Source organism: Streptomyces sp. NPDC045431 (assembly GCF_040646655.1).
Lineage (GTDB): Bacteria > Actinomycetota > Actinomycetes > Streptomycetales > Streptomycetaceae > Streptomyces.
Genome location: NZ_JBEZAQ010000021.1, coordinates 1 through 22,603, shown reverse-complemented (window position 1 = coordinate 22,603; position 22,603 = coordinate 1). Strand labels below are relative to the sequence as shown.

The following is a 22,603-nucleotide window of genomic DNA, read 5'->3' as shown; positions in this document are numbered from 1 at the left end:
TGCGGTTCCTTTCCGCTGCTCACCACTCCACCAGCAGCCGTGACAGCCCACGTGTGAGCAGGCCGTCCTTCCAGACCACCGGTTCCGGCGCCCCGGCGGCGGGCCGCAGCTCCGGGAACCGGCGCAGCAGGCGCTCCAGGACGATCTGCACCTGGAGCTTGGCCAGCGGCGCGCCCAGGCACCGGTGCACCCCGTGACCGAAGGTCAGGTGGACGGCGTCACGCCCCTCCGGCACCAGGTGCTCGGGCTCCGCGAAGACCTTGCCGTCCCGGTTCCCGTGCAGCAGGGAGACGACGACGGCCTCACCCGCCGCGATGGTGACCCCGTCCAAGGGGACCGGTTCCACCGCCACGCGCGTGAAGCTCACCGGGGTGGCGGGGGTGAGCCGCAGGAACTCCTCCACCGCGGAGGGCAGTGCCTCCGGACGCCCGCGCAACTCCTTGTACGCGTCCGGGTCCGACAGCAGCGCGAGCGCGGACAGGCCGATCTGGCCGACCGTCGTCTCATAGCCGGCCATCAGCAGCGTGAGCCCCATGGTGACCAGCTCGGCCATGGACATCTCGCCCTGGTCGTGCACCCGGATCATGGCGGTGAGCAGGTCGTCCTCGGGCCGCTCCCGTTTGCGTTCGAGCAACCCGGCCATGTAGTCGACCAGTTCGACGCGGCGCCGGGACTTCTCCTTCGGGGTGCTGGCCGTGATGTCGAACAGCACCTCCACCAGGTCCCGGAACCGGTCGCCGTCCTGTGCCGGAACGCCGAGCAGCGAGCAGAGCACGGCACGCGGCAGGGGCAGCGCCAGTTCCTCCACGAGGTCCCCGGGCGGCCCCGCCTCCACCAGCCGGTCGAGGCGCTCGTCGGCCATCCGCTCGATGGCGGGCGCCAGGGCCGCCATCCGGCGGCCGGTGAACGCGCCGGTCACCACGCGCCGCAGCCGGGCGTGTTCCGCCCCGTCCATGCTCATCATCGAGTCGGGCACCGGCTGGGCGTCGTTGAACTTCGGTACGTGCGGCTTGACCGCCTCGGCCCGGCTGAACCTCTTGTCGGTCAGCACCAGGCGCCCCAGCTCGTAGTCGCGCACCAGCCACACCATGTCGCCGGTCGGCGCGGCGATCGGGACGACGGCCTCCTCGCCGTGCGCCATGAACGCCGGCAGCGGGCCCAGCCGTTCCAGCCCGATCCCGTAGCGCGCGGGGCTCATCCGCGTACCTCCGCGCGCAGCAGCCGCTCCCGGTCCGGTGCGCCGGGCCCGGTGCCGGCCTCCGTACGGACGACCAGGTCGTCCACGATGCCGCGCGTGACGCCTCCGTCGCCGTCCGGTGCCCCTTCTTCTAGTTCCGGTGCCCCTTGTCGTTCGGTTCGCCGCTCGGCGGCGGCGCGCTGCCGCTGGGCACCCGTACCGTGCTTCGCGAGCCGCCGCAGGAAGTCCTCGACCGTCTCCAGGTCGCCGTACGCCTCCAGCGCCGGCCGTACGTCCTCGACGAGCCGCTCGGCCTGCACCGAGGACGGCACGATCTCACCCGTGAGCGCGCACACCCCGTCCCCCGGCCAGCCGTCGCGCGCCGCGCGCCAGTACGCCGCGCGCAGCAGCTCGCTGCACGGCTCCGGGCCGGGGTCGCCGCGCCGCGCGCGGTCGACCGCGGTGGCCACGAGCGCCCTGACCAGCAGGGCGAGCGCCGCCGAGTCGTCCACGTCCACCGGGACGTCCATGGCCCGCACCTCCAGGGTCGGGAAGCGCGCGTGCGGCCGCAGGTCCCAGTAGGCGTAGGCGGCGTCCGGCATCGCGTCCACGTCCTGCATGGCGGTGGCCAGCCGCCGGTAGTGCTCCAGGGAGCCGGCGTACGGAGGCGGCCCCCAGCACGGGAACTGGCCGCGCACCATGGAGCGCCAGCTCTCGTAGCCCGTGTCACGGCCGTCGCAGTACGGGGAGTTGGCGCTCATCGCCACCAGCAGCGGCAGCCACGGCCGGACGTGGTTGGCGGCCAGGACCGCCAGCTCGCGGTCGTCGACCCGCACATGGACGTGGAGGGCGCAGACCTCGAAGTCCTCGAGGGCGCTGCGGTACTGGCCGAGGGCCTTCTGGTAGCGCGGATTCGCGCCGATGTCCGAGGGGCCGCCGCTCCTGAGGACGGGTGTGCCGGAGGCGCACAGGCGCAGGCCCTCCTCGCGGGCGGCCGCGGCGGCACCGGCGCGCAGCCGGGCCAGCTCCGCCCGCAGTTGCGCGCCGTCCGAGCAGGGCGGTGTCTTCACCTCGATCTGGCACTGGGTGTACTCGCCGGAGACCAGGTCGCCCAGCACCGGCGTGGCACGGGCGACGACGCGGGGGCCAGCGGACTCGACAGCCCGGCTGCCGGGATGGACGAGGAAGTGCTCCTCCTCGACGCCCACGGTCGGTGCCTGGCCGTCGCCGGCCGCGAGGTGATCGACCTGACCCTGAATGCTCATGTCGACATAATCATCTATATGTCCACTGATGTCGCATCGCTGTCGGCCGGTGAACCGCCCTCGGTCACCACGTGGACGGGCCACCCCGGGGCGAGGCCCGCTCGGGCTCGGTAGGCCGAGTGGGGTACGCCCCCGAGAAGACCTGGAGATACGTGTGCAGGAGCAACACCGTCACCGCGCGAACGACGACCACGACCGCGACCACGACCATGACCACCACGAGGGCCGCACCCGCCTCCGCGACCGCGACCGTGCCCGGCGGCCGCGGACGCGAAGGGCGCACCGGACGCGAATACGCGGCGGTGGACCGGCCCTTGGCGCGGTGCTCACCGGCACGGCGGCGGCAGCGGCCGCCACCGTCGTCGCCGTGACCATGGGCACCGCCCGCCCGGACGGCGACACGCAAGCCGTCGAAGCCGGAGTGGGCGGCCGGCCCGCGCACCCCCGGGCAGCCGCGGACGTGCCCCGGTCCGGCGTGGACAGAGCCCTCGGCAAGGCGGCCACGTACGCCGATCAGGTGGTCGCCCTCGCCAACTCCGAGCGGCGGAAGGCCGGCTGTTCCGCCCTGCGCGTCAACAGCCGGCTGAGGGCCGCCGCCCAGGGACACGCCGACGACATGGCGGCCCGCGGCTACTACCGCCACGACACGCCCGAGGGCCGGGACGCCGGCGAGCGGATGGAGGCCGCCGGCTACAGCTGGAGGACCTGGGGCGAGAACATCCACCGCGGGCCGAGGAGTCCGGCGCGGACCGTGCGCGACTGGATGAAGAGCCCCGAGCACCGCAAGAACGTCCTCGACTGCGCCTTCAAGGACATCGGCGTCGGCGTCAACCTCAGCTCCAACGGCCCGTGGTGGGTCCAGAACTTCGGCGTCCCGGACTGACGGCCGGCCCTTTCGGCGGCGTCCGCGACGGCGCTGGAGCGGCGCCCTCAACGGCGCTGGATACGGGCCGCCCTGGCCGCGATGTCGGGCAGCCTCGCGTACAGGGCGGCGCCCGGGCACCGGGTCGGATAGCCGTCCGCGTGCCCGCCGACCACCGGCAGCAGGGCCTTCGCGCCCTTCGGGTACCGGGCCTCGTCGTTGGTGGAGACCAGGGCGACGCTGCCGCGCGGGTCCGGCCCGAGGGGGTCGAGCTTCCAGGCGACCAGCCGGGCGATGGCGGCGAGCATCGGCTCCGGGACCGTCTCGCCGCCGTCGAACGTGCCGATCGCCGCGATGCCGACCGTCCCCTCGTTGAACCCCCGCGTGTGCGCGCCCACGACGGCCCGGTCGACACCGCCCGCCCGGCCCTCGTAAACGGTGCCGCAGGCGTCGACGAGGAAGTTGTAGCCGATGTCGTCCCAGTGCCGCCCGTACGCGTGCCCGGCGTACAGATCGCGCAGCGTGCGCGGCACGCTCGCGCAGTCGTAACCGTTCGGCGTGCTCGTGTGGTGGATGACGGCGGCCCGCACGGCGGGCGCGTACCGGACGTCCGGCGGGGCCGTGTCCACGGAGTCGGCCTGCCACGCGGCCCGGAGCACGATCGCGGGCCGGGGACCCGGATGGCGGCCGCTCCCGGACGGCGCGCGCGCCTGGGCGACGTCCGCACCGGGCGGTGGGGCGGCGGACGGCGTGAGCCACGGCGAGGCGGCGGCGAACCCCGCGAGCACGGCGACGGAGACGGCGGTTCGCGACCGGCGCCTCCTCGGCTCACGCAGGCTCACCCATGCTCCTCGCTCCTCGCTCCCCGCCGGCCCGATCGGCCCCCGCCGGTCCATCGTCACCACCCCGGCCCCCGTCGCGCCCGCCGGACTGCTCCGACCGGGAGCCGGGCCGATTGTCAGTGGCGGCTTCTACTGTTCAGGAAGTGGGACCCGGGGACACGCCGCCGGGCCTGACCTGGGGAGAGGTCTGCCATGTCGAAGACGTATCTGGAGCTGTCGCAGGACGGTGGCGGTGCGCACAAGTTCTACGAAGTGACGGTGGCGGGGCAGGTCGTGACCGTGCGGTACGGCCGCATCGGTGCCGCCGGGCAGACACAGACGTCGACGTTCCCCACCGCCGAGAAGGCCCAGGCGGCGGCCGCCAAGAAGATAGGCGAGAAGGTGCGCAAGGGGTACGCCCCGGCCGTGCAGGGCCAGCGCGCACCCCGCTCGGTGACGCGCCGCCAGGTGACGTCCGCGCCCTCCACGGCCCATCGGGTCGCGCCGGTGCTGTGGCGGTTCCGCACCGGCTCCGCAGCCTTCGGCATCCACATCGACGACGAGCGCTGCTGGGTGGGCAACCAGGCCGGAGACGTCTACACCCTCGCGCACGGCGGCGACGTCCTCGCCCGCTACCAGCTGCCGGACGGCGTCAAGTGCCTGGTCGCCGACGACTTCTGGATCTACGCCGGCTGCGACGACGGCCGCGTGTACGACCTGTCGTCGAAGCTGCCGTTCGCGGCGTACGACATCGCCGCCGACGTCGACATCTTCTGGCTCGACATCCACCAGGGCGTGCTCAACGTCGCGGACCGCGCCGGACGGCTCACCGTCATCGACCACGAGGACGAGCACCAGTGGTCCCGCGGCGGCCGGGGCGAGCACGCCTGGATGGTGCGCGCCGACGACCGGGCCGTCTACCACGGGCACACCCACGGCGTGACGGCGCACGCCCCGGACGGCGGCGCCGAGTTGTGGCACACGCCCACGCGCGGCGCGGTGCTCTTCGGCTGGCAGGAGGACGACGCCGTGTACGCGGGCACGGGGCAGCGCGTCGTACAGCGGCTGTCGAAGGCCACCGGTGTCATCGAGGCGACGTACGGCTGCGACAGCGCGGTGTACTCCTGCGCCACCTCGCCCGGCGGCCGGTTCGTCTTCGCCGGGGACGGCGCGTCGTCGGTGTACTGCTTCGACCGGGACGGCACACGGCTGTGGAAGCTCGGCACGGGCAGCGGCTCGGCCCTGTCCATGCAGTACCGCGACGAACGGCTGTACCTGGTCACCACGGACGGCTCGCTGGTCTGCGTGGACGCGAGCGAGGCGGCGATCGCGGCCGCCCAGCAGGGCACGGTGCCGGTGGCCCGCGATGTGAAGCTCGCCGCCGCCCTGCCCACCTACGCCCCGGCCACCGCCGCCGCCTCGGTGACGACGGTGACGGCGGCCCCCGCGGGCGCCGTGGTCGTCGAGTGCGTACAGGAGGGCGGCCGGACGCGGGTCCACGTGGTGTCGGACGGGTACGAGCGGTCGTGGAACGTCCAGTTCCCGCGCGCGATACGCGAGCCCGGCGCGCGGTACGTCGTCGACGCGCTGCATGCCGCGTCGGGCGGCTTCTACCGGGTGCGTGGTGACATCAGGAGGCTCCGGTGACCGGCGCGGGGTTCGAGGCCGCCACGGGCGACGGCCCCGCCCCGGCGGAAGGGACCCCGGCGGAAGGGACGCCGGCGGACGAGGCCTCGGCGCAGCGCCGCGCCGCCGAGGTGCGGGTCGCGTTCGAGGGGATGCTCCAGATCCGGCGGCTGACCGGCCCCCGGGGCGGCGACCCCGGGGCCGTGCCCGCCGCCTGGGAGCTGAACCAGCCCGTACGGGCCGTGGCGCTGGCCCTGGAGGCCGCCGGGATCACGCCCTCGGCCGTCGACGCGGAGGGCCGGCGCGTCAGGACGGGGTACCGCGTCACGGCGGGGGAGCGGCCCGGGACGGCGCGGGTGGAATGGCTCGGCCCGCCCGGCGGCAAGGCGGTCCGGGAAGAGGAGGCCGCCCTGTCCGCGTGCGCCCGGGCGCTGGACCCGCTGGGCTGGGAAGCGCTGCTCTACCGGGGCCCGCGCAAACGGCGCTTCCTGGAGGTGGAGCCGCCCCACGGCCACGGCCCGGCGTGAAGGGGACCCGGTTCCTAAGGGGTGTCTTGCCGATCTTGCCGGGCTCGCGACGCCTGGCACCGCTCCCCCAGAGCTTCGCCTGGGGGTGCCCCCACGCCGCGTTGTCGTCGGTCGCCAATGGCCCCCGTAGCCCTGCGGGCAACGGGGGAGGCTCCCTCCTCCGCCTTGCGATCCGTCCCCTCGGCCCCAAGGGGCCTGGGGAGACCCCATGCACCAGACGCCGCTCCCTGATCCGGCCTGACCGACAAGACACCCCCTAGGCGATCGACGCCGAGATGATGGCCGACACCGCGAGGTTGCACGACACCGTCACCCACACCGCCGGGTGCGGCTCCGGCTCGACCAGCGTGGCACCCAGCCGGCCCGGGGTGATCAGGTCCACGACCCAGAAGGCGACGGCCATCATCACCAGCCCCAGCAGGCCGAAGGCCGCCGTGGACACCAGCCCCTTGCCGAAGTCCGTGTACGTCGTCCAGATGGAGGTGAAGACGATCCCGCCGATACCGAGCAGGGCCGAGCTCAGCAGCAGGGCCGCGTTGCGGTTGCGCTGCTCCCAGATCTGCCGGCCGAGCTTTCCGGGCGTCAGCAGGTCCACCAGGACGATGCCGAGAATCAGCAGGACCACGCCCAGGGCTCCGTAGGCGGTGGCCCGGCCAAGTCCGTTGACGATGTCGCTCATTGAGATGCCGGCTCCGTATCGATGAAAAGATCGTGGTGATCGCGGTCAAGGGCGCGCAAAATGTAGCGCACCAGTTCGGTGCCGTGATCCGGCGGCCATGACCCGGACGGCCCAGTAACGGGCCGACTCGGGCCCGTACGGCGGCCAGAGTGGAGGCGTACGCCCCGCCCGCACGCCTCCGGGAGACCTCCATGGACCGCACCATCCGACGCGACCTCGGCCTGTTCCTTCTGCGGGCCGGCACCGGAGCGGTACTCGCCGCGCACGGCAGCCAGAAGCTGTTCGGCTGGTTCGGCGGCGGAGGCATCGCGGGCACGTCCAAGGCCATGGAGGCGATGGGCTTCCGCCCCGGCCGGCAGAGCGCCATCGCCGCCGGGCTCGGTGAGGCGGGCGGCGGAACGCTCCTCGCGCTGGGGTTCGCCACGCCCGCCGCCGGAGCCATCGCGGCCGGTGCCATGGCCGGGGCGGTTGCGGTGCACGCTCCCGCGGGGTTCTTCAACCAGTCCGGTGGCTTCGAGTACCCGGCCTTCCTCGGCTTCACCGCCGCCGCCCTCGGCATGGCGGGCGCGGGCCGCTTCTCCCTCGACCACGCCACCGGCCACCGCTTCGACCAGCCCTGGACCCTGGCGGCCGCCTTCGTCGGCAGCGCACTCGCCGCGGCCGCCGTCATCGGCAAGCGCGTCATCGACCAGGTGAGCGAGGACGGCAGCGAGGACGGCGCCCCCGCGAACGGTACCGCCGGAAACGGCGCCCCCGGGAACGGCGCCGCCTGACCTGCGTCTCACCGGCCGGCCGTGACCCCGCCCGCCGCCGTCCGGCCCTGCTGCTGGGCCCGGCAGTACGTGTCGCGTGTCGTGCGGTAGCCCGGCGCCTCCACCACGGCCAGCATCGACGCCCACTGCGCCGCGTTCGCCTCGATGGCGTCGGCCACGCGGGCGCGGGCGGCGGGGTCCCGGGCCTCCTCGGCGTCGCCGAGCTGCTCGGCGTAGGACCAGGCACGCTGGCGCCACAGGCTGAACAGCCCGTGCGCCGTGTAACCGGCGATCGGGTTCCACCGGTCGTCGGCGAGCGCGACCAACGGGTCGTAACGGCGGGCGACTTCCCTTACGGCAGGGCCGTACGCGCGGTCCACCACGGCCTGGAAGCGGTCGTAGTCGCGCTTGCGGCTGGTGCCGTCGGCGCGGGTGAGGCCCAGCGCGGCGAGGACGTACGGCATGTCCCGCTGGATGTGCGCGTTGGCGCCCAGCAGGACGTCCTGACCGGCGTTCACATCGGCGGTGCGGGCCGCGTCGAAGGCGATCCGCCAGGCCCGCGGAACCGGACGGCCGGCGTCGTCGGCGCGGTAGGCGTCCAGGTACAGGTTGAGGAAACCGGTGTTCAGGTCGCCCGCCAGCCACTGCGGTTCGTCGAAGGAGCCCGGCCGCCGGACGGTGTCCTCCAGCGACTGCTGCAGATGCGTGTAGATGGACGGGAACGGGGCCCGGTGGTCGCACCCCAGACCGTCGCGGAGCCGCGCCAGTACGCGCTTCGCGTCGCGTACGCAGTCGAGCGCGGGGCCGTCACACGTCAGGCCCGGCGGCCGCGGCGCGGGCGCCGGCGCGGCCCCGGCGGGCGTCACCGCCGTCGCACACAGCGCACCCGAGAGCGCGAGCGCGCCCAACGCCCTTGCGACCCTGTTCCTCCACCACATCCTGCGGCCTCCCATCGCCCGGTCGCTGCCCGGCGGCAGCAACGGGACAACGAAGCCCGCGCGTACGGGGTCACGAAGCGGATCAGCGGGCGAAGGGCGCCCCCGGCGCCTGCCGGAAAGGCCTGCCGGAAAGTCCCGCGGGGCGGGCCCGTCAGGCGGTCCGTCAGGCGGTCCGTGAGGTGGTCCGTCAGGTGAGCGGGACCGCCCGCGGCGAGGGCACTCCGACCGTCCGCCCGGACGGCGTGCGGCCGCCCCGGCGGCGGTACCCCGCGCCCCGTCCCGTGTCATCGTGGTGTCATGACCATCGAGGTTCGCCCGGCGTCGGTCTTCGAGGACGTCCGTACCGTGCTCGGCCCGAAGTCACCCGGCGCCAACGTCTGCTGGTGCCTGAGCTACCGGATCCCGTCCAAGCTCAACAACGAGCTCAGCGGGCCCGCCCGGGGCGAGTACGTCGCCGAGCTGTGCCGCAACGACCCCCCTCCCGGGGTGATCGCGTACGACGATGGCGAGCCGGTCGGCTGGGCGGCCGTGGCACCCCGCTCGGACACCTCCTTCGCCCGCAACCGCAAGATCCCGCACGTCGACGACCTGCCGGTCTGGTCGCTGTGGTGCATCCGGGTACGCCCCGGATACCGCAAGCGGGGGATCTCCCACGCCCTCATCGCCGGTGCGGTCGAGTTCGCCCGCACCCACGGCGCACCGGTGGTCGAGGCGTATCCCATCGACAACTCCGCCGCCGGCGGTGCCAAGGTCGACCTGACGATGGCGTACGCAGGGATCCGGAAGAACTTCGAGCGCGCCGGGTTCGTCCACGCCGCCGACACCACCTCGGTGCTGGCCGGCCACCCCCGGGTGCTGATGCGGCTGGACCTGCGCACGGCGGCGGGACGCCGGGGCGGCAAACGGAAAGCCCCGTCAGCCGGGGGCTGACGGGGCTGTGACGCCCGGGGTTCAGGCGTGGGTGCGTCGACGGGCCCACATGGGGCTGACGACGCCGATCAGGAGAGCCGCGATACCCACCTGGAAGATGTGGCGGATCCAGTCGATGCCGCCCGTCTCCCGCACTCCGAAAGCGGAGGCCAGCGCGTTTCCCACAACCGCGCCGACGATACCGAGGAGGACCGTCAGCCACAGGGGGATGGGCTGGCGCCCGGGGAGGACCAGCTTGGCCACGAGACCAATGATCAGACCCGCGATGATGGCCCAGAGGAAAGTCACAGCGTCTCCTTCCGTTCTCTGCCCGACCTTCGGGTAACACTCCGCGTGCCCGCCCTCCGCCGCCCTATGCGTACGCCGTCGGACCAGCCCCGGTTGCGGGGCGGGGAGGGTGGATGTCCGATCGGCGGGTAACCGCTTCGCACATGTCCGACCGGGCGGCCCGCCGCAGGCCCGGGAACGGGTCCGCGCGGGAGGCAGCATGGCACGACGGTGGTACGGGCCCGGCATCGCCGCTGTGGCGGTGGTCGTCACGGTCGCGGTCACCTCGTGCGGCACGCTTCCCGAGCGGCGCGACCGCGTCACGGCGGAGGCCGTCCGGTTCGAACAGGCGCTGGACGCCGGGCGGCACGAGCGCCTGTGCGCCGCCCTCGCGCCGTCCACCAGGGAGGAACTGGAGCAGTCGGCGGGACGGCGGTGCGAGCGGGCGATCGGCGAGGAGGACGTGCCGCGCGGCGGCGGCGTACGGGGCGTGGACGTGTACGGCGACCAGGCCCGGGTGGTCCTGGAGCACGACACCCTCTTCCTGGCGCGGTTTCCCGGGGGGCTGGAAGGTGACCGCAGCCGGCTGCGTGCCGCGTCCCCAGCGGCCGTACCAGTGCGAGATCAAGGGCGGGTGAGGTACATGAGGACGTTGTTCGCGGGAACGCTGCTGGTGATAGTCGCCGGCCTGGCGTACTTCATGACGCTGGGGCTGACACACCGGTGAGCACGTCACCGGCACCCGGCCGGCCCGCCGCCGCGGACAGGCACCGGCACCGGCAGGGGCACCGTGCGCGGCGCTTTCTGCGCGACAACAGCCTGGGACTCTTCTTCCTGGCGACGTTCCTGCTCGCGCTCACGGGCCAGACCGTGGCGGGATACGCGGAGTTCGACAACCAGCTCGTATCCGACGGGGTGGCCCCCATCGGCTTCGCCGCCTACCTGGCCTCGTCGGACTTCGCCGTCGACGTCACGGAGAACTGGCAGTCGGAGTACCTGCAGTTCTTCCTCTACATCTTCGCCACCGTCTGGCTGCTGCAACGCGGCTCACCCGAGTCCAAGGAGCTCGACAAGGCCGGCACCGAGTCCGACGAGGACCAGATGGTCGGCGAGCACGCCAGGAAGGACTCGCCGCGCTGGGCCGCGGCCACGGACTGGCGCGGATTCGTCTTCTCCCGCTCCCTCGGTCTGGTCATGGGCGCCATCTTCCTGCTCTCCTGGCTGACCCAGTCCGTCACGGGCGTCGCCGCCTACAACGAACAGCAGCTGCGCCGGCTCCAGGCGCCCAGCACCTGGACGGAGTACCTCTCCTCGGCGGACTTCTGGAGCCGCACCCTGCAGAACTGGCAGTCCGAGCTCCTGGCCGTCGCCTCCATGGCCATCTTCGCGATCTACCTCAGGCAGCGCGGCTCCCCGGAGTCCAAGCCCGTCGGGGCGCCCCACTCCGCCACCGGAGTCGAAGGCTGACCCCCCCCGCCATGGCTGAGCCCCCGCCACGAGGCGGGGGCTCACGCGGGGACCGGACCGGGGACGGCGCGGCCGGCTCAGCCGGCGAGCAGGGACTCCTCCTGCGACGCCTTGCCGAGCAGCTGGTGGCGCGCGGCTGCCAGGGCGGACTCGCCGTCCTGCGTGCCGGTGGACACGCACAGCGTGTACGTGACGTCTTCGAGGCGCTGCTGTACCGCCGGGCCGCCGGCCTCCGCGTGGAGGGCCTTGAGGGTCTCGTACTCCTCGATCAGCTTCGACAGAACGGCCGGGTGAGCCATCAGCACAACAGATCTCCTTTCGACTCCCGAAAGGCGCCGTACGCCCCGGGTGACAGCGCTGGTTCCCCGCGCGCGCCACTCCATGCGGGCCCGTCCCGGACGATGGCCGGAAACCGTCGGCCGGCGCTCCTCCGCCCTCGAGATGCGTAAATCTCGCCATGGGGTGAACTGGTGTAGGAGTACACGCGAGGCGGCGAGGGGGTCGATCATGGGCGACCGGAGCAGCGTCACCGTAGGAGTCCTCGGTTCCTACGGGGGCCGGAACGTGGGCGATGAGGCGATCCTCACCGCCATGCTGGACCGCATCAGGGTCGGGCGCCCCGACGCCCACCTCGTGGTCTTCTCCCGCCATCCCGACCGCAGCCGCCTCCTCCATCCCGACGTGGAGGTGGTCGGCTGGGAAGGCGTGAACAGGGAGCGGATCTCCGAGCACCTGCGCCGGCTGAGCGTGCTCGTGCTCGGCGGCGGCGGCATCCTCTACAACACCGAGGCCCGCCGCTACCTGCGACTGGCCGGGGCCGCCCAGGAGCACGGCGTCCCCGTCTTCACGTACGCCGTCGGCGCCGGACCCCTCAGCGACGAGGCCGACTGCGCGTGGGTCCGTACGGCGCTCTCCGGCGCGGCCGAGGTGACGGTCCGCGACGAGGAGTCGAAGCTGGTCCTGGAGGAGGCCGGGCTGAACCGGCCGATCACGGTCACCGCCGACCCGGCGCTGCTCCTCGAACCCGGCGACGGCGGCGACGCGCTCCTCCGGGCCGAGGCCGTGCCCAGCGGGGTGCGCCTCGTGGGCATGAGCGTACGGGAGCCCGGCCGGGCGGCCGAGCACCTCGACGAGGACGGCTACCACCAACTCCTCGCCAGCGTCGGCGACTTCCTCGTCCACCGGCTGGACGCCCACGTCGTCTTCGTACCGATGGAGCGCGACGACATCCGGCACGCGCACGCCGTGGTCGCCCACATGATCGAGGCCGAGCGCTGCCGGGTGCTGCACGGCAGCTACCGCCCTCAGGAGGTGCTCGACATCGTCAAGCAGTTGGACCTCGCCATCGGCATGAGGCTGCACTTCCTGATCTTCGCCGCGCTCGCGGGGGTCCCGCTGCTGCCCCTGCCGTACGCGGGGAAGGTCTTCGACTTCGCGCAGGAGATCGGCGCTCCGGCCCTGCGCGGGGTGGTCAGGGAGGCCGCGGGCCCCCTCCTGGCCGAGGTGGACCGCCTCTGGGACGAGCGGTCGGCCCGCGCGGCGCACACGGCCGCCCGGACGGCGGCGATGAAGGTGCGGGCCGCCGAGACCGCCGACCGGCTCCTCGCCTACCTGGACCGCATCGCTCCCCGCCCCCTCGTCCACGACGGCGCGTCGGCCACGGCCGCGGTCGGCTGACCGTACGCACCCTCGGCTCCCCAGGGAGGAACCGTGACCCATCTGATGCCGCCCCGGGTCCCCCGGAGCGTGACGCTGCCCCCGCGCCAGGCGCTGCACGCGGGCGCCACGCAGGTGCTGGTGATCGGGGGCGGACCGGCCGGCATCGGGGCGGCCATCGGAGCGGCGAACGCGGGCGCCGAGGTCGTCCTCGTCGAGCGGTACGGGTTCCTCGGCGGCAACGCCACCGCGGCGCTGGTCATGCCGTTGATGAGCTTCCACAACGAGGTCAAGCAGGCCGTCGTCGGCGACCCGTCCCGGCTGCTGCCGCCCGACCACGGCGAGGGCGAGCCGGTCGTCGGCGGTGTGCTGCGGACACTGCTCGACCGGCTGGTGAGCGCCGGGGCGGCGATCCGCCCCTCACTGGAGACCGGCTACACGGTCCCCTTCGACCCGGAGCTGTTCAAGCTCGTGCTGTACGAGCTGCTGGAGGTCCACGAGGTCCGCACGCTGCTGCACGCCTTCGCCTCCGGCGTCGTCGACCTCCCCGACCGCGCGCGTGCCGTGTTCGAGACCAAGTCGGGGCCGCTGGTCATGGACGCGGACGTGATCGTCGACTGCACCGGCGACGGTGACATCGCCGCCGCGGCGGGCGCCTCGTACGAGATCGGCCGGCCGGAGGACGGCTGGACGCAGCCCATGACGCTGATGTTCCGGCTGGCCCGCTTCGACCACGAGCGGTTCGCCGCGTACGCCCGCGCCAACCCGGACCAGTGGAAGGGCGTGCACGGGCTGTGGGACCTGGTCCGCGCCGCCACCGACGCCGGAGAACTCGACCTGCCGCGCGAGGACGTGCTCTTCTTCGCCACCCCCAACACCGGCGAGGTCGCGGTCAACTCCACCCGCGTCACCGAGGTCCTCGGCACCAGCGTCTGGGACCTCACCCGCGCCGAGTTCACCGCGCACCGCCAGATGGCGCAGATCGCCCGCTTCCTGAAGGCCCGGGTGCCCGGTTTCGCCGACTCGTACGTCGTGCAGAGCGGCGTCCAGACCGGCGTCCGCGAGACCCGCCGCATCACGGGTGAGTACCAGCTGACGGGCGAGGACGTGCTGACCGCCCGCACGTTCGACGACGCCATCGCCCGCGGCGCGTACCCCGTCGACATCCACAACCCCAGCGGCCGCGGCACCACCCTCAAACGACTCCCGCGCGGCCGGTCCTACGACATCCCGCTGCGCTGCCTCTTCCCCCGTGACGTGGACCGGGTCCTGGTCGCCGGCCGCTGCATCTCCGGCGACCACGTCGCCCACTCCTCCTACCGCGTCATGCCGATCGCCATGGCCACCGGGCAGGCGGCGGGCGTCTGCGCGGCCCTCGCCGCCACCCAGGGCAAACGCCCGCAGGACGTCCCCGCGACGGTGGTCCAGCGCGAGCTGCGGGCGCAGGGGGCGAGCCTGCACTGAGCACGGCCGGCTACGACGCCGGTGGTACGGGGAGGGGCTGCTCGGCCCAGATGACCTTGCCCTCCCGGGTGTGGCGGGTGCCCCAGCGTTCGGCGAGCTGGGCCACCAGCAGCAGTCCGCGGCCGCCCTCGTCGAAGGTACGCGCGCGGCGCAGGCGCGGGGACGTGCTGCCGGCGTCGAAGACCTCGCAGGTGAGCGTGGACTGCAGGATCAGCCGCAGCTGAACGGGGCTTCTTCCGTAGCGGATCGCGTTCGTCACCAGTTCGCTGACCATCAGCTCCGTGGTGAAGGACAGGTCCTCGAGCTTCCAGGCGGCCAGCCGGCCGGACGCGAACGAGCGGGCTCCGGCCACGGCCGCCGGGTCCGGGGGGATGTCCAGCACCGCGATGTGCCCGGGGTCGAGAGCGCGTGTGCGTACCACCAGAAGAGTGGCGTCGTCGGTGGTGCGACTGGGCAGGAGCGCGTCCAGCAGCCGGTCGCAGGTCTCGTCGGGCGACTCCGTGGCACCGGCGAGGACCTCGCCGAGCGTCGCGTACGCGGTGTCCAGGTCTCGGGTGCGGCTCTCGATGAGGCCGTCGGTGTACAAAGTCAGGAGGCTGCCTTCGGGAAGTTCGAACTGGGCGGTCTCGAAGGGCAGGCCGCCCAGCCCCAGCGGTGGGCCGATCGGGAGCTCGGGGAAGCGGACCGACCTGGTGACTCCCCCGCCGCCGGGCTCCGGGGGAGTGGCCACGGCCGGCATGACGTGCCCGGCACTGGCCAGCGAGCACATCCGGGTGGCGGCGTCGTAGACGGCGTACAGGCACCTGGCGCTGAGCTCACCGTCCTCGCGCGCCTCCTCGCGCTGGAGGCGGATCACCACGTCGTCCAGGTGCGTGAGCAGTTCGTCGGGCATCAGGTCGATGTCGGCGAACGCGCGGACCGCCATGCGCAGCCGGCCCATGGTGGCGGCCGCCTGCAGGCCCCGGCCGACGACGTCCCCCACGACGAGGGCGACGCGGGCTCCGGACAGCGGGATGACGTCGTACCAGTCGCCGCCCACACCGGCACCGCTCCCGCTCGGCAGGTAGCGGGAGGCCGTCTCGACGGCGGGGTGCTCCACCGTGTGCTGCGGCAGCAGGTTGCGCTGGAGCGTGAGCGCGGTGAGGCGTTCGTGGGTGTAGCGCCGGGCGTTGTCGATGGACACCGCGGCCCGTGCCCCGATCTCCTGCGCCAGGAGCAGGTCGTCGTCGTCGAACGGGACCGCGGCGCGGTCGCGGTAGAAGTGGACGAGGCCGAGGGTGCCGCCGCGCGCCTGCAGGGGCAGCAGCAGGACCGAGCCGGGGGAGTCGCCGGCCGTGCCGCCGTCCGCCGCCGGCGCCCACCACGCCGGGGCGCGGGTACCGGTGACGCGGTGCAGGACCGGCTGCCCGGTGTTCAGGGCCCGAGCGGGCTCCGACCCCTCCGGGTAGCGGTGGGCCGCCCCCTCCGCGGCCCCCTCGGTGGCTCTCTTGGCGGCCCTCTTGGCGGCTTCCTCGGCGGCAGGGCGATCCGGTGCGGCGCGGACGTCCCGCCGAGCGATGCGGCGGAGTGCCGGTCCGGGCGTCGGCTGCTGCCGCGCGGGCGGTTCGTGGACGACGGAGTCGAGAAGGTCGACGACGACCAGGTCGGCGAAGTCCTCGGTGCCGACCTCGGCCAGCTCCTGAGCGGTACGAGCGATGTCGAGGGTGGTCCCGATCCGCCTGTTCGCCGCGTCGGTCAGGGCGAGCCGCCGCCGCAGCCGGCGCTCGCGCTCCGCCTGGTAGGCGGCGACGACCTGCTCCGAGCCCCGGTCCACGTACGCGAACGCCGCGCTGATCAGCCGCATCGCCGTTTCGTCGACCAGCTTCGGATCGTCGGTCAGGCGGGCGGTCTCCGCCCGCAGCCGCTGCAGCAGGAGCAGGTGGCCGAGCCGGTAGGCGCGCAGGAGGGTGCCCAGCGGCAGCCCGCGCCGGGCGGACTCGCGGGCGACCTCCAGGGCCTGGGGCGGCGGCGGGACGGCGGACGTGTCGAGGCCGCTGTCGAGCACGTCCAGGAACGCGGTCGTGTGCCCGCCGATCTCCTCCAGCAGCCGGGCGGCGAGGTCCTCGTGGTCCCACAGCCCGGGCAGCTCGCCGCGGAGGCGTCGGACCAGTACCTCGGCCAACTGGTCCGCCCGCGGCCGGAGCTTTCGAGCCAGACGATGCAGGAGCGCATCGACATCGGTCCCCATGGCTCGAACGTACCGAAAGGTCATGCAGCCCGCTCTCTGTGCGGCGGCGGGCGTGATCCGGGCCGGCCGATCCGGGCCGCTCGATCGGGGTCGGCCGATCCGAGCCGCTCGATCCGGCCGTGCGCTACGCGGCGGCCGTCACCAGCCGGGCCAGTTCGGGCTTGCGGCGCAGCAGTCCTTTCCTGGGAAACCAGGGTGGTGCGGCAGGCGGAACGAGGACCGGCCGCCGACCGATGGGAAAGAATCTAGACGGTACGTTCCGTCTCGTTAAGCGGTGCGGGTGTGCGAGTGGTGCGGTGCAGCGGGTTGACGCGGGAGCTCTCGCGCCCGTTAACTTCCCGGGAGAGAAACGGAGTTTCTCCATTCGAAACGCTCCACTGGTCATCGTCCCAGGATCGAGGTCCCGATGGCACAAACCTCCCTCCGGCGAGGTCTCTTCGCCGGACTGCTGAGCTTCGCCCTGCTGGCGGCGGTCGGCGGCCACGCCGAGGCCCGTCAGACCGTGACGCCCGAGAAGCCGACGACCTTCCCCACCGGCTCGTACGCCACCAAGGTCGGTGCCGACGCCGCCGACGTGTACTACCCGGCGACCACGAGCCGCGGCCTGCCGGTGGCGCTGCTCCTCCAGGGCGCCAACGTCGACAAGGCCCACTACGAGGGCTACGCGCGTACCGTCGCGGCCTTCGGCTTCGTGGTCGTCGTGCCCAACCACGTACGTCCGGTGTTCGGGGTGCCGGGCCTGTGGGCCTCCTCGGACCAGACCCTGGGCGCGGTGGCGTGGGCGGCGGCGGAGAACGGCCGGGACGGCAGCCCGCTCGCCGGCCGCATCGACACCGGCACGCTGACCCTGCTCGGCCACTCCTTCGGCGGGGCCGCCGGGCTGACCGCCCTCCAGGGGCTGTGTGTGCCGCCCTTCTGCGCGGGGCTGCCGCCCGGCGCGGTCAAGCCGGCGCAGCTGAAGGCAGCCGCCTTCTTCGGCACCAACAGCGTGCCGCCGGGCGGCGGGCCCGTCGGCCCCATCAACAACACCGGCGTACCGGTCGCCCTGGTCCAGGGCGACGCGGACGGCGTCGCCGCGCCCGCGGCCGCGCGGGACACCTACCGGGCGCTGACCGCCAAGCCCAGGGCACTCGTCGGCCTGCACGGTGCCAACCACTTCGGGATCACCGACGTCCAGAACCCGCCGGGCGCGGCCCCGGACGCCTCTCCCCAGAGCCTGGACCAGACCGAGTCCATACGGGCCGCCGGCCGCTGGTCGGCCCTGTTCCTCAAGGCGTCCCTGGGCGACCCCGTCGCCGCCTCCTACGTGCGGTACTGGGGCGACGCCACGGACCGGGCCGTCACCGTGGAGCAGGCGTACTGAGCGCACCGCGGCGGCGCTCCGCCCTGAGCTCGCGGAGGTAGGCGAGGGCGTCCACCTGGATCGTGTGACGTGAGGACGCGACGTACCGCCGCGCCGTACGGGCCCGGTACGTCGCGATCTCGCGCCGCATCGCCGCGCGCCCGGGCAGCGCGCACCTCCCCTCGAGGAGGTCGGCCACCCAGTGCGACTGGGCTTCCGCCAGCGGCATGATCGCGCCCAGCGGCTGGACCAGCCCGATGAAGTAGATGCTCTGGTGGTCGGGGTGCACCACCCGGTGGTAGAGCCAGATGTCGTTCCCGGCCGGGTCGACGATCTCGCGGCCGAGGAAGGGGAAGCTGATGGCGTACCCCGTGCAGTAGACGATCGCGTCGACGGTCTCGCGCGACCCGTCGGTGAACACCGCCTCCTTGCCGTCCAGGCGCTCGATCATCGGCTTCACGGTGATCTCGCCGTGCCCCAGCCGGGACAGCAGGTCATCGGAGATCGTCGGGTGCGCGGCCAGCACCCTGTGGGCGGGCACGGGCAGGCCGTAGTCGCTCAACCGGCCGCGGCTGAGCCGCAGCAGCAGCTGGAGCCCCCGGTCCTGGACGGCGAGCGGCGCGCGGGCCAGCCACGAGCCGGTGAGATGGTCCGTGGGTATCCCGAAGAGGTACTTGGGCAGGATGTGTGCGCCGCGCCGCATCGCGAGGAAGGTCCGCCGGGACACCCGGGAGGTCTCCACGGCGATGTCGCACGCCGAGTTGCCGATCCCGAGGACGAGGACCCGCTGGTCGGCGAACGGGTCGGGCGTCCGGTAGTGGTGCGAGTGCGTCTGCGTACCGGCGAAGGACTCCGAGCCGGGCAGCGGGGGGTCGGGCCAACGCGGCTTCCAGTGGTGGCCGTTGGCGACGAGCACCGCGTCGTACGAGCGGACGGTCTCGTCCCCGCCGTCGCGGTGCCGCGTGGTGACGGACCAGCTCCGCCCGTCGGGGGACGGCTCGACGCGTATGACCTCCGTCCGGAAGGTGATGGACGGACGCAGGCCGAAGTGGTCGACGAACTCGTCGAAGTACCGCGCGATGTGGAAGTGGCTCGGGTAGACGGGATACGCCTCCGACATGGGGAAGCAGGCGTACTCCATGACCTGCCGGGAGGTGTTGATGTGCAGGGAGCGGTACGCCGAGGACATGCCGTTGTCGTTGAGGTAGCGCCAGTTGCCGCCCACCTCCGAGCCGGCCTCGAAGCAGTCGTACGGGATCTTCCGCTCCGCGAGCACCTGGCAGGCGGCGATGCCCGAGGATCCCGCTCCTATGACGCAGACACGTTTCATCACGAGCCTTCCGACGAGAGACGGACGGGGGTGACCACCCGGTCACATGACCGGTCGGTCACAGGGTGGGGCCGCGCCTGACGGCTTGTCAACATGCGTGTCCTGCGCGGGGATTGACGTCATACCGGTGCGTTCGCGACGATGACCGAGCGGTCACATGACCGCCCGGTCATACAGCGGGAGCACTCATGCCCACCTCCACCTGGACACACCTCTCGCCCGCGCGGCGCGAACGGGTGCTGGTCGCCGCGATGGACGAGTTCGGCACGCACGGCTACTCCACGGGAAGCCTCAACGTCATCGCCCGCGAAGCGGGAGTGGCCAAGGGATCCCTCTTCCAGTACTTCGCGGGCAAGCTCGACCTCTTCACGTACGTCGCCGAACAGACCTCGCTGCGCATCTACGCGGCGATGCGGCCGTGGCTCGACGGATACGACGGCGGCAAGGAGTTCACCACCCACCTCACCGACGCGCTGGAGGCGTGGCTCGACTACTTCGCCACCCACCCCCTGGAGCGCGGCGTCACCGCCGCCACCAACATGGAAATGGACCCGGCCGTCAGGGAGGCCGTGCGCGCCCCCGTCCACGGGCTCTACCTCGCCGGGCTGCGGCCCCTCGTCCAGCGGGCCGTCGAGGTCGGCGACATCCGCGAGGACGCGGACACCGACGCCCTGCTCTCCCTGCTGCTCCTGCTCCTGCCGCACCTGGCGCTCGCCCCCTTCACCCCGGGGCTCGCCGGACCCGTCGCCTTCGCCGAGGACCGGCCCGGGGCCCGGCGCACCGCGATCGAGCGGCTGGTGATCCCCCTCCTGGCCGGCTTCGTCACGGAGGAACGCCCATGACCGCGACGGCCTTCGACTACGACGTCCTCGTCGTCGGCTCCGGGTTCGGCGGCAGCGTCACCGCGCTGCGGCTGACCGAGAAGGGCTACCGCGTCGGCGTCCTGGAGGCCGGGCGCCGCTTCGACGACGCCGACCTCCCGCGGACGTCGTGGCACGTGCGCGACTACCTCTTCGCGCCCCGGCTCGGCTGCACCGGCATCCTGCGCATGACCCTCCTCGGTGATGTGCTCGTCCTCACCGGCGCGGGCGTCGGAGGGGGCTCCCTCGGCTACGCGAACACCCTGTACGAGCCGCCCGCCGCCTTCTACGAGGGCTCGCACTGGGCCTCCCTGACCGACTGGCGCACCGAACTCGCCCCGTACTTCGACCAGGCCCGCCGCATGCTCGGCGTCACCCCCAACCCGCTGGTCACCGCCTCCGACGAGGTGCTGCGGGCGACCGCCCGCGACCTCGGCCGCGAGGACACCTTCCGCCCCACCCCGGTGGGCGTGCACTTCGGGCCGCCCGGCAGCGCGCCCGGCACCGTCGTACCCGACCCCTACTTCGGGGGCGCCGGACCCGCCCGCGCCGCCTGCCTGCACTGCGGCGCCTGCATGACCGGCTGCCGCCACAACGCCAAGAACACCCTCCCCAAGAACTACCTCGGCCTCGCCGAGCGCGCCGGGGCCACGGTGCACGCCGAACGCACCGTCACCGGCGTCCGCGCCCTCGGCGAGGGATGGGCCGTCACCTCCGTACGCACCGGCCGGACCCTGCGCCGCCGGACGCGGACCCTCACCGCGCGGCACGTCGTCTTCGCCGCCGGCGCCCTGGGCACCCAGCGCCTCCTGCACCGACTGCGCGACACCGGAGCGCTCCCCGGCCTCTCCCCGCGCCTCGGGCGCCTCACCCGCACCAACTCCGAGGCGATCCTCGCCGCCCGCTCCCGCGACCGGAACGCCGACTTCACCCGCGGCGTCGCCATCACCTCCTCCATCCACCTCGACGACACCACGCACGTGGAACCGGTCCGCTACGGACGCGGCAGCAACCTCCTCGGCCTGCTCGGCGCCACCCTCGTGGACCCCGTGCCCGGCCGCTCACGGCTGCTGCTGGGCCTGGCCGCCATGGCGAGGAACCTGCGCGACCTGCCCGCCCTGCACACCCCGCGCCGCTGGGCCCGGCAGTCCCTCGTCCTCCTCGTCATGCAGAGCCTCGACAACTCGGTCACCACCTACACGCGACGCGGCCTCCTCGGACGCCGGCTCACCAGCCGGCCCGGCGAGGGCGACCCCAACCCCACCTGGATACCGGCCGGACACCGGGCCGCGCGACACGCCGCCCGCCACATCGACGGCATACCCTGCGGCACGTGGGCCGACCTCTTCGACATCCCCACCACCGGCCACCTCATCGGCGGCTGCACCATCGGCGACACGGGCGAGACGGGCGTCGTCGACCCCTACCACCGGGTGCACGGCCACCCCGGCCTGCACATCGTCGACGGCTCCACCATCTCCGCCAACCTCGGCGTCAACCCCTCCCTCACCATCACCGCCCTCGCCGAACGCGCCACCGCCCTGTGGCCCAACAAGGGCGACCCCGACCCCCGGCCCGCCCCCGGCGAGCCCTACCGCACCCTGGCACCCGTCCCGCCGCGCACGCCGGCCGTGCCCGCCACCGCCCCCGCCGCGCTGCGGCTGGGACGGGCCGCCCCCAGGAAGGACACACCGTGACGGCCTACCCGCCCGAACCCTGGCACCTCGCCGGGCAGATGTACCTGTCCCTCTGGCTCGTACCGCGCCACGCGCTGCCGCCGGACCTGCCGCCCGGCGCCCGGCCGGTCACCGTCGCCGGACGCGGCGTGGCCGGAGTCGCGTGGATCGTGTACGAGCAGGACAGCGTGCTCCACTACAACGAGCTCCTCGCCGCCGTCCTCGTACGCGACGGTGCCCGCCCACGCGTCACCATCACCGACATCTGGGTCGACAGCCCCGCATCCCTGGCCGGCGGCCGGGAACTGTGGGGCATCCCGAAGGACCCGGCCTCCTTCGACCTCGACCGTCCGGCAGGAGGAGGCCTGCGCGCCACCGCCAAGGCCGACCACGGCACCCTCGCCACCGCCGAGTTCGCAGGCGCCCGCCGCCTGCCGGGCCGCTGGCCCCTCACCTACCACGTCGCCCAGACCCTCCACGGGCGCCTCAAGACCAGCCCGGTCCGCACCCGGACCGGTGTCGCCCTCGCGAGCGGTGCGCGCTGGTCGGTGCCCGACGACAGCCCGCTGAGCCGCTTCACCCGCCGGGCACCGCTGCTCAGCCTGGTGCTGCGGGACTTCCGCCTGCGGTTCGGCGCAGCCTCCTAGGTCGTGTCCGCAAAGTCCCGTCTGCCTGGCGGCGTCTGGCACGCACTCCCCCAGAGCTGCGCCTGGGGGTGCCCCCAGCCGCGTTGTCGT

The 22,603-nt window shown here is 73.4% G+C and carries 22 protein-coding genes; 13 read left to right on the top strand and 9 right to left on the bottom strand.

Annotation, left to right across the window (positions count from 1 at the left end; translation table 11 throughout):
• Positions 1–19 precede the first annotated feature (19 nt).
• Positions 20–1,198, bottom strand: coding sequence for a cytochrome P450 (locus tag AB0A69_RS29555; RefSeq protein WP_361428380.1), 1,179 nt, complete (start codon positions 1,196–1,198; stop codon positions 20–22).
• On the bottom strand, positions 1,195–2,442 hold the full coding sequence (locus tag AB0A69_RS29550) for a glutamate--cysteine ligase (protein ID WP_361428378.1): 1,248 nt from the start codon (positions 2,440–2,442) through the stop codon (positions 1,195–1,197). The genes AB0A69_RS29555 and AB0A69_RS29550 overlap by 4 nt, the downstream gene beginning before the upstream one ends.
• A 154-nt stretch (positions 2,443–2,596) precedes the next feature.
• On the opposite strand from AB0A69_RS29550, the gene AB0A69_RS29545 reads away from it, so the two are divergent.
• Positions 2,597–3,325 carry a CAP domain-containing protein gene (locus tag AB0A69_RS29545; RefSeq protein ID WP_361428376.1) on the top strand — a complete coding sequence of 243 codons (729 nt, stop codon included), beginning with the start codon at positions 2,597–2,599 and terminating at the stop codon, positions 3,323–3,325.
• A gap of 47 nt (positions 3,326–3,372) precedes the next feature.
• On the opposite strand, the gene AB0A69_RS29540 is transcribed toward AB0A69_RS29545, so the two are convergent.
• Positions 3,373–4,140: a peptidoglycan recognition protein gene (locus AB0A69_RS29540; protein WP_361428478.1), complete on the bottom strand. Its 768-nt coding sequence runs from the start codon at positions 4,138–4,140 to the stop codon at positions 3,373–3,375.
• 198 nt (positions 4,141–4,338) lie between these two features.
• Between AB0A69_RS29540 and AB0A69_RS29535 the strand changes: the two genes are divergently transcribed.
• Both AB0A69_RS29535 and AB0A69_RS29530 read left to right on the top strand, forming a co-directional pair.
• A complete protein-coding gene (locus AB0A69_RS29535; RefSeq protein WP_361428374.1) occupies positions 4,339–5,772 on the top strand; it encodes a WGR domain-containing protein in 1,434 nt (477 codons plus the stop codon).
• A complete protein-coding gene (locus AB0A69_RS29530; RefSeq protein ID WP_361428372.1) occupies positions 5,769–6,278 on the top strand; it encodes a hypothetical protein in 510 nt (169 codons plus the stop codon). Before AB0A69_RS29535 ends, AB0A69_RS29530 begins: the two co-directional genes overlap by 4 nt.
• A gap of 256 nt (positions 6,279–6,534) precedes the next feature.
• Here AB0A69_RS29530 and AB0A69_RS29525 read toward each other — a convergent pair whose 3' ends face one another.
• Positions 6,535–6,957 (bottom strand): DUF350 domain-containing protein, encoded by a 423-nt coding sequence (locus tag AB0A69_RS29525; protein ID WP_361428370.1) that lies wholly within the window; start codon positions 6,955–6,957, stop codon positions 6,535–6,537.
• Positions 6,958–7,148: 191 nt separating this feature from the next.
• Here AB0A69_RS29525 and AB0A69_RS29520 point away from each other — a divergent pair, with 191 nt between their 5' ends.
• Complete coding sequence (locus AB0A69_RS29520; RefSeq protein ID WP_361428368.1) at positions 7,149–7,730, top strand: DoxX family membrane protein; 582 nt, start codon at positions 7,149–7,151, stop codon at positions 7,728–7,730.
• 8 nt (positions 7,731–7,738) lie between these two features.
• Here AB0A69_RS29520 and AB0A69_RS29515 read toward each other — a convergent pair whose 3' ends face one another.
• Positions 7,739–8,617, bottom strand: coding sequence for a DUF5995 family protein (locus tag AB0A69_RS29515; RefSeq protein ID WP_361428366.1), 879 nt, complete (start codon positions 8,615–8,617; stop codon positions 7,739–7,741).
• A 327-nt stretch (positions 8,618–8,944) separates the two neighbouring features.
• On the opposite strand from AB0A69_RS29515, the gene AB0A69_RS29510 reads away from it, so the two are divergent.
• Positions 8,945–9,577 carry a GNAT family N-acetyltransferase gene (locus AB0A69_RS29510; RefSeq protein WP_361428364.1) on the top strand — a complete coding sequence of 211 codons (633 nt, stop codon included), beginning with the start codon at positions 8,945–8,947 and terminating at the stop codon, positions 9,575–9,577.
• A 21-nt stretch (positions 9,578–9,598) separates the two neighbouring features.
• On the opposite strand, the gene AB0A69_RS29505 is transcribed toward AB0A69_RS29510, so the two are convergent.
• Positions 9,599–9,865 carry a GlsB/YeaQ/YmgE family stress response membrane protein gene (locus tag AB0A69_RS29505; RefSeq protein ID WP_361428362.1) on the bottom strand — a complete coding sequence of 89 codons (267 nt, stop codon included), beginning with the start codon at positions 9,863–9,865 and terminating at the stop codon, positions 9,599–9,601.
• 199 nt (positions 9,866–10,064) lie between these two features.
• Between AB0A69_RS29505 and AB0A69_RS29500 the strand changes: the two genes are divergently transcribed.
• Positions 10,065–10,571, top strand: coding sequence for a hypothetical protein (locus AB0A69_RS29500; RefSeq protein WP_361428360.1), 507 nt, complete (start codon positions 10,065–10,067; stop codon positions 10,569–10,571).
• Positions 10,572–10,648: 77 nt separating this feature from the next.
• Positions 10,649–11,311, top strand: a complete 663-nt coding sequence (locus tag AB0A69_RS29495) for a DUF6766 family protein (RefSeq protein ID WP_361428476.1) — start codon at positions 10,649–10,651, stop codon at positions 11,309–11,311.
• 77 nt (positions 11,312–11,388) lie between these two features.
• Here the strand turns inward: AB0A69_RS29495 and AB0A69_RS29490 are convergent, their stop codons facing one another.
• The gene (locus tag AB0A69_RS29490; RefSeq protein ID WP_361428358.1) at positions 11,389–11,616 is read right to left on the bottom strand and encodes a DUF5133 domain-containing protein; all 228 of its coding nucleotides are present in this window, start codon (positions 11,614–11,616) and stop codon (positions 11,389–11,391) included.
• Positions 11,617–11,818: 202 nt separating this feature from the next.
• Here AB0A69_RS29490 and AB0A69_RS29485 point away from each other — a divergent pair, with 202 nt between their 5' ends.
• Together AB0A69_RS29485 and AB0A69_RS29480 are read left to right on the top strand one after the other, a co-directional pair.
• Entirely contained in the window at positions 11,819–12,988 is a 1,170-nt protein-coding gene (locus AB0A69_RS29485; RefSeq protein WP_361428356.1) for a polysaccharide pyruvyl transferase family protein, read from the top strand.
• A 45-nt stretch (positions 12,989–13,033) separates the two neighbouring features.
• Entirely contained in the window at positions 13,034–14,431 is a 1,398-nt protein-coding gene (locus tag AB0A69_RS29480) for an FAD-dependent oxidoreductase (protein ID WP_361428474.1), read from the top strand.
• Positions 14,432–14,441: 10 nt separating this feature from the next.
• Here the strand turns inward: AB0A69_RS29480 and AB0A69_RS29475 are convergent, their stop codons facing one another.
• Entirely contained in the window at positions 14,442–16,658 is a 2,217-nt protein-coding gene (locus AB0A69_RS29475) for a SpoIIE family protein phosphatase (RefSeq protein ID WP_361428354.1), read from the bottom strand.
• 406 nt (positions 16,659–17,064) lie between these two features.
• Here AB0A69_RS29475 and AB0A69_RS29470 point away from each other — a divergent pair, with 406 nt between their 5' ends.
• Positions 17,065–18,021: a hypothetical protein gene (locus tag AB0A69_RS29470; protein ID WP_361428352.1), complete on the top strand. Its 957-nt coding sequence runs from the start codon at positions 17,065–17,067 to the stop codon at positions 18,019–18,021.
• On the opposite strand, the gene AB0A69_RS29465 is transcribed toward AB0A69_RS29470, so the two are convergent.
• The gene (locus AB0A69_RS29465; RefSeq protein ID WP_361428350.1) at positions 17,999–19,330 is read right to left on the bottom strand and encodes an NAD(P)-binding domain-containing protein; all 1,332 of its coding nucleotides are present in this window, start codon (positions 19,328–19,330) and stop codon (positions 17,999–18,001) included. The genes AB0A69_RS29470 and AB0A69_RS29465 overlap by 23 nt on opposite strands.
• A 188-nt stretch (positions 19,331–19,518) precedes the next feature.
• On the opposite strand from AB0A69_RS29465, the gene AB0A69_RS29460 reads away from it, so the two are divergent.
• Genes AB0A69_RS29460 through AB0A69_RS29450 form a run of 3 tightly spaced genes read left to right on the top strand, consistent with a single transcriptional unit; the run spans position 19,519 to position 22,513 of the window.
• Positions 19,519–20,172 carry a TetR/AcrR family transcriptional regulator gene (locus AB0A69_RS29460; RefSeq protein WP_361428348.1) on the top strand — a complete coding sequence of 218 codons (654 nt, stop codon included), beginning with the start codon at positions 19,519–19,521 and terminating at the stop codon, positions 20,170–20,172.
• Positions 20,169–21,887, top strand: a complete 1,719-nt coding sequence (locus AB0A69_RS29455) for a GMC family oxidoreductase (RefSeq protein WP_361428346.1) — start codon at positions 20,169–20,171, stop codon at positions 21,885–21,887. Before AB0A69_RS29460 ends, AB0A69_RS29455 begins: the two co-directional genes overlap by 4 nt.
• The gene (locus AB0A69_RS29450) at positions 21,884–22,513 is read left to right on the top strand and encodes an acetoacetate decarboxylase family protein (RefSeq protein WP_361428344.1); all 630 of its coding nucleotides are present in this window, start codon (positions 21,884–21,886) and stop codon (positions 22,511–22,513) included. The genes AB0A69_RS29455 and AB0A69_RS29450 overlap by 4 nt, the downstream gene beginning before the upstream one ends.
• Positions 22,514–22,603: the final 90 nt, after the last annotated feature.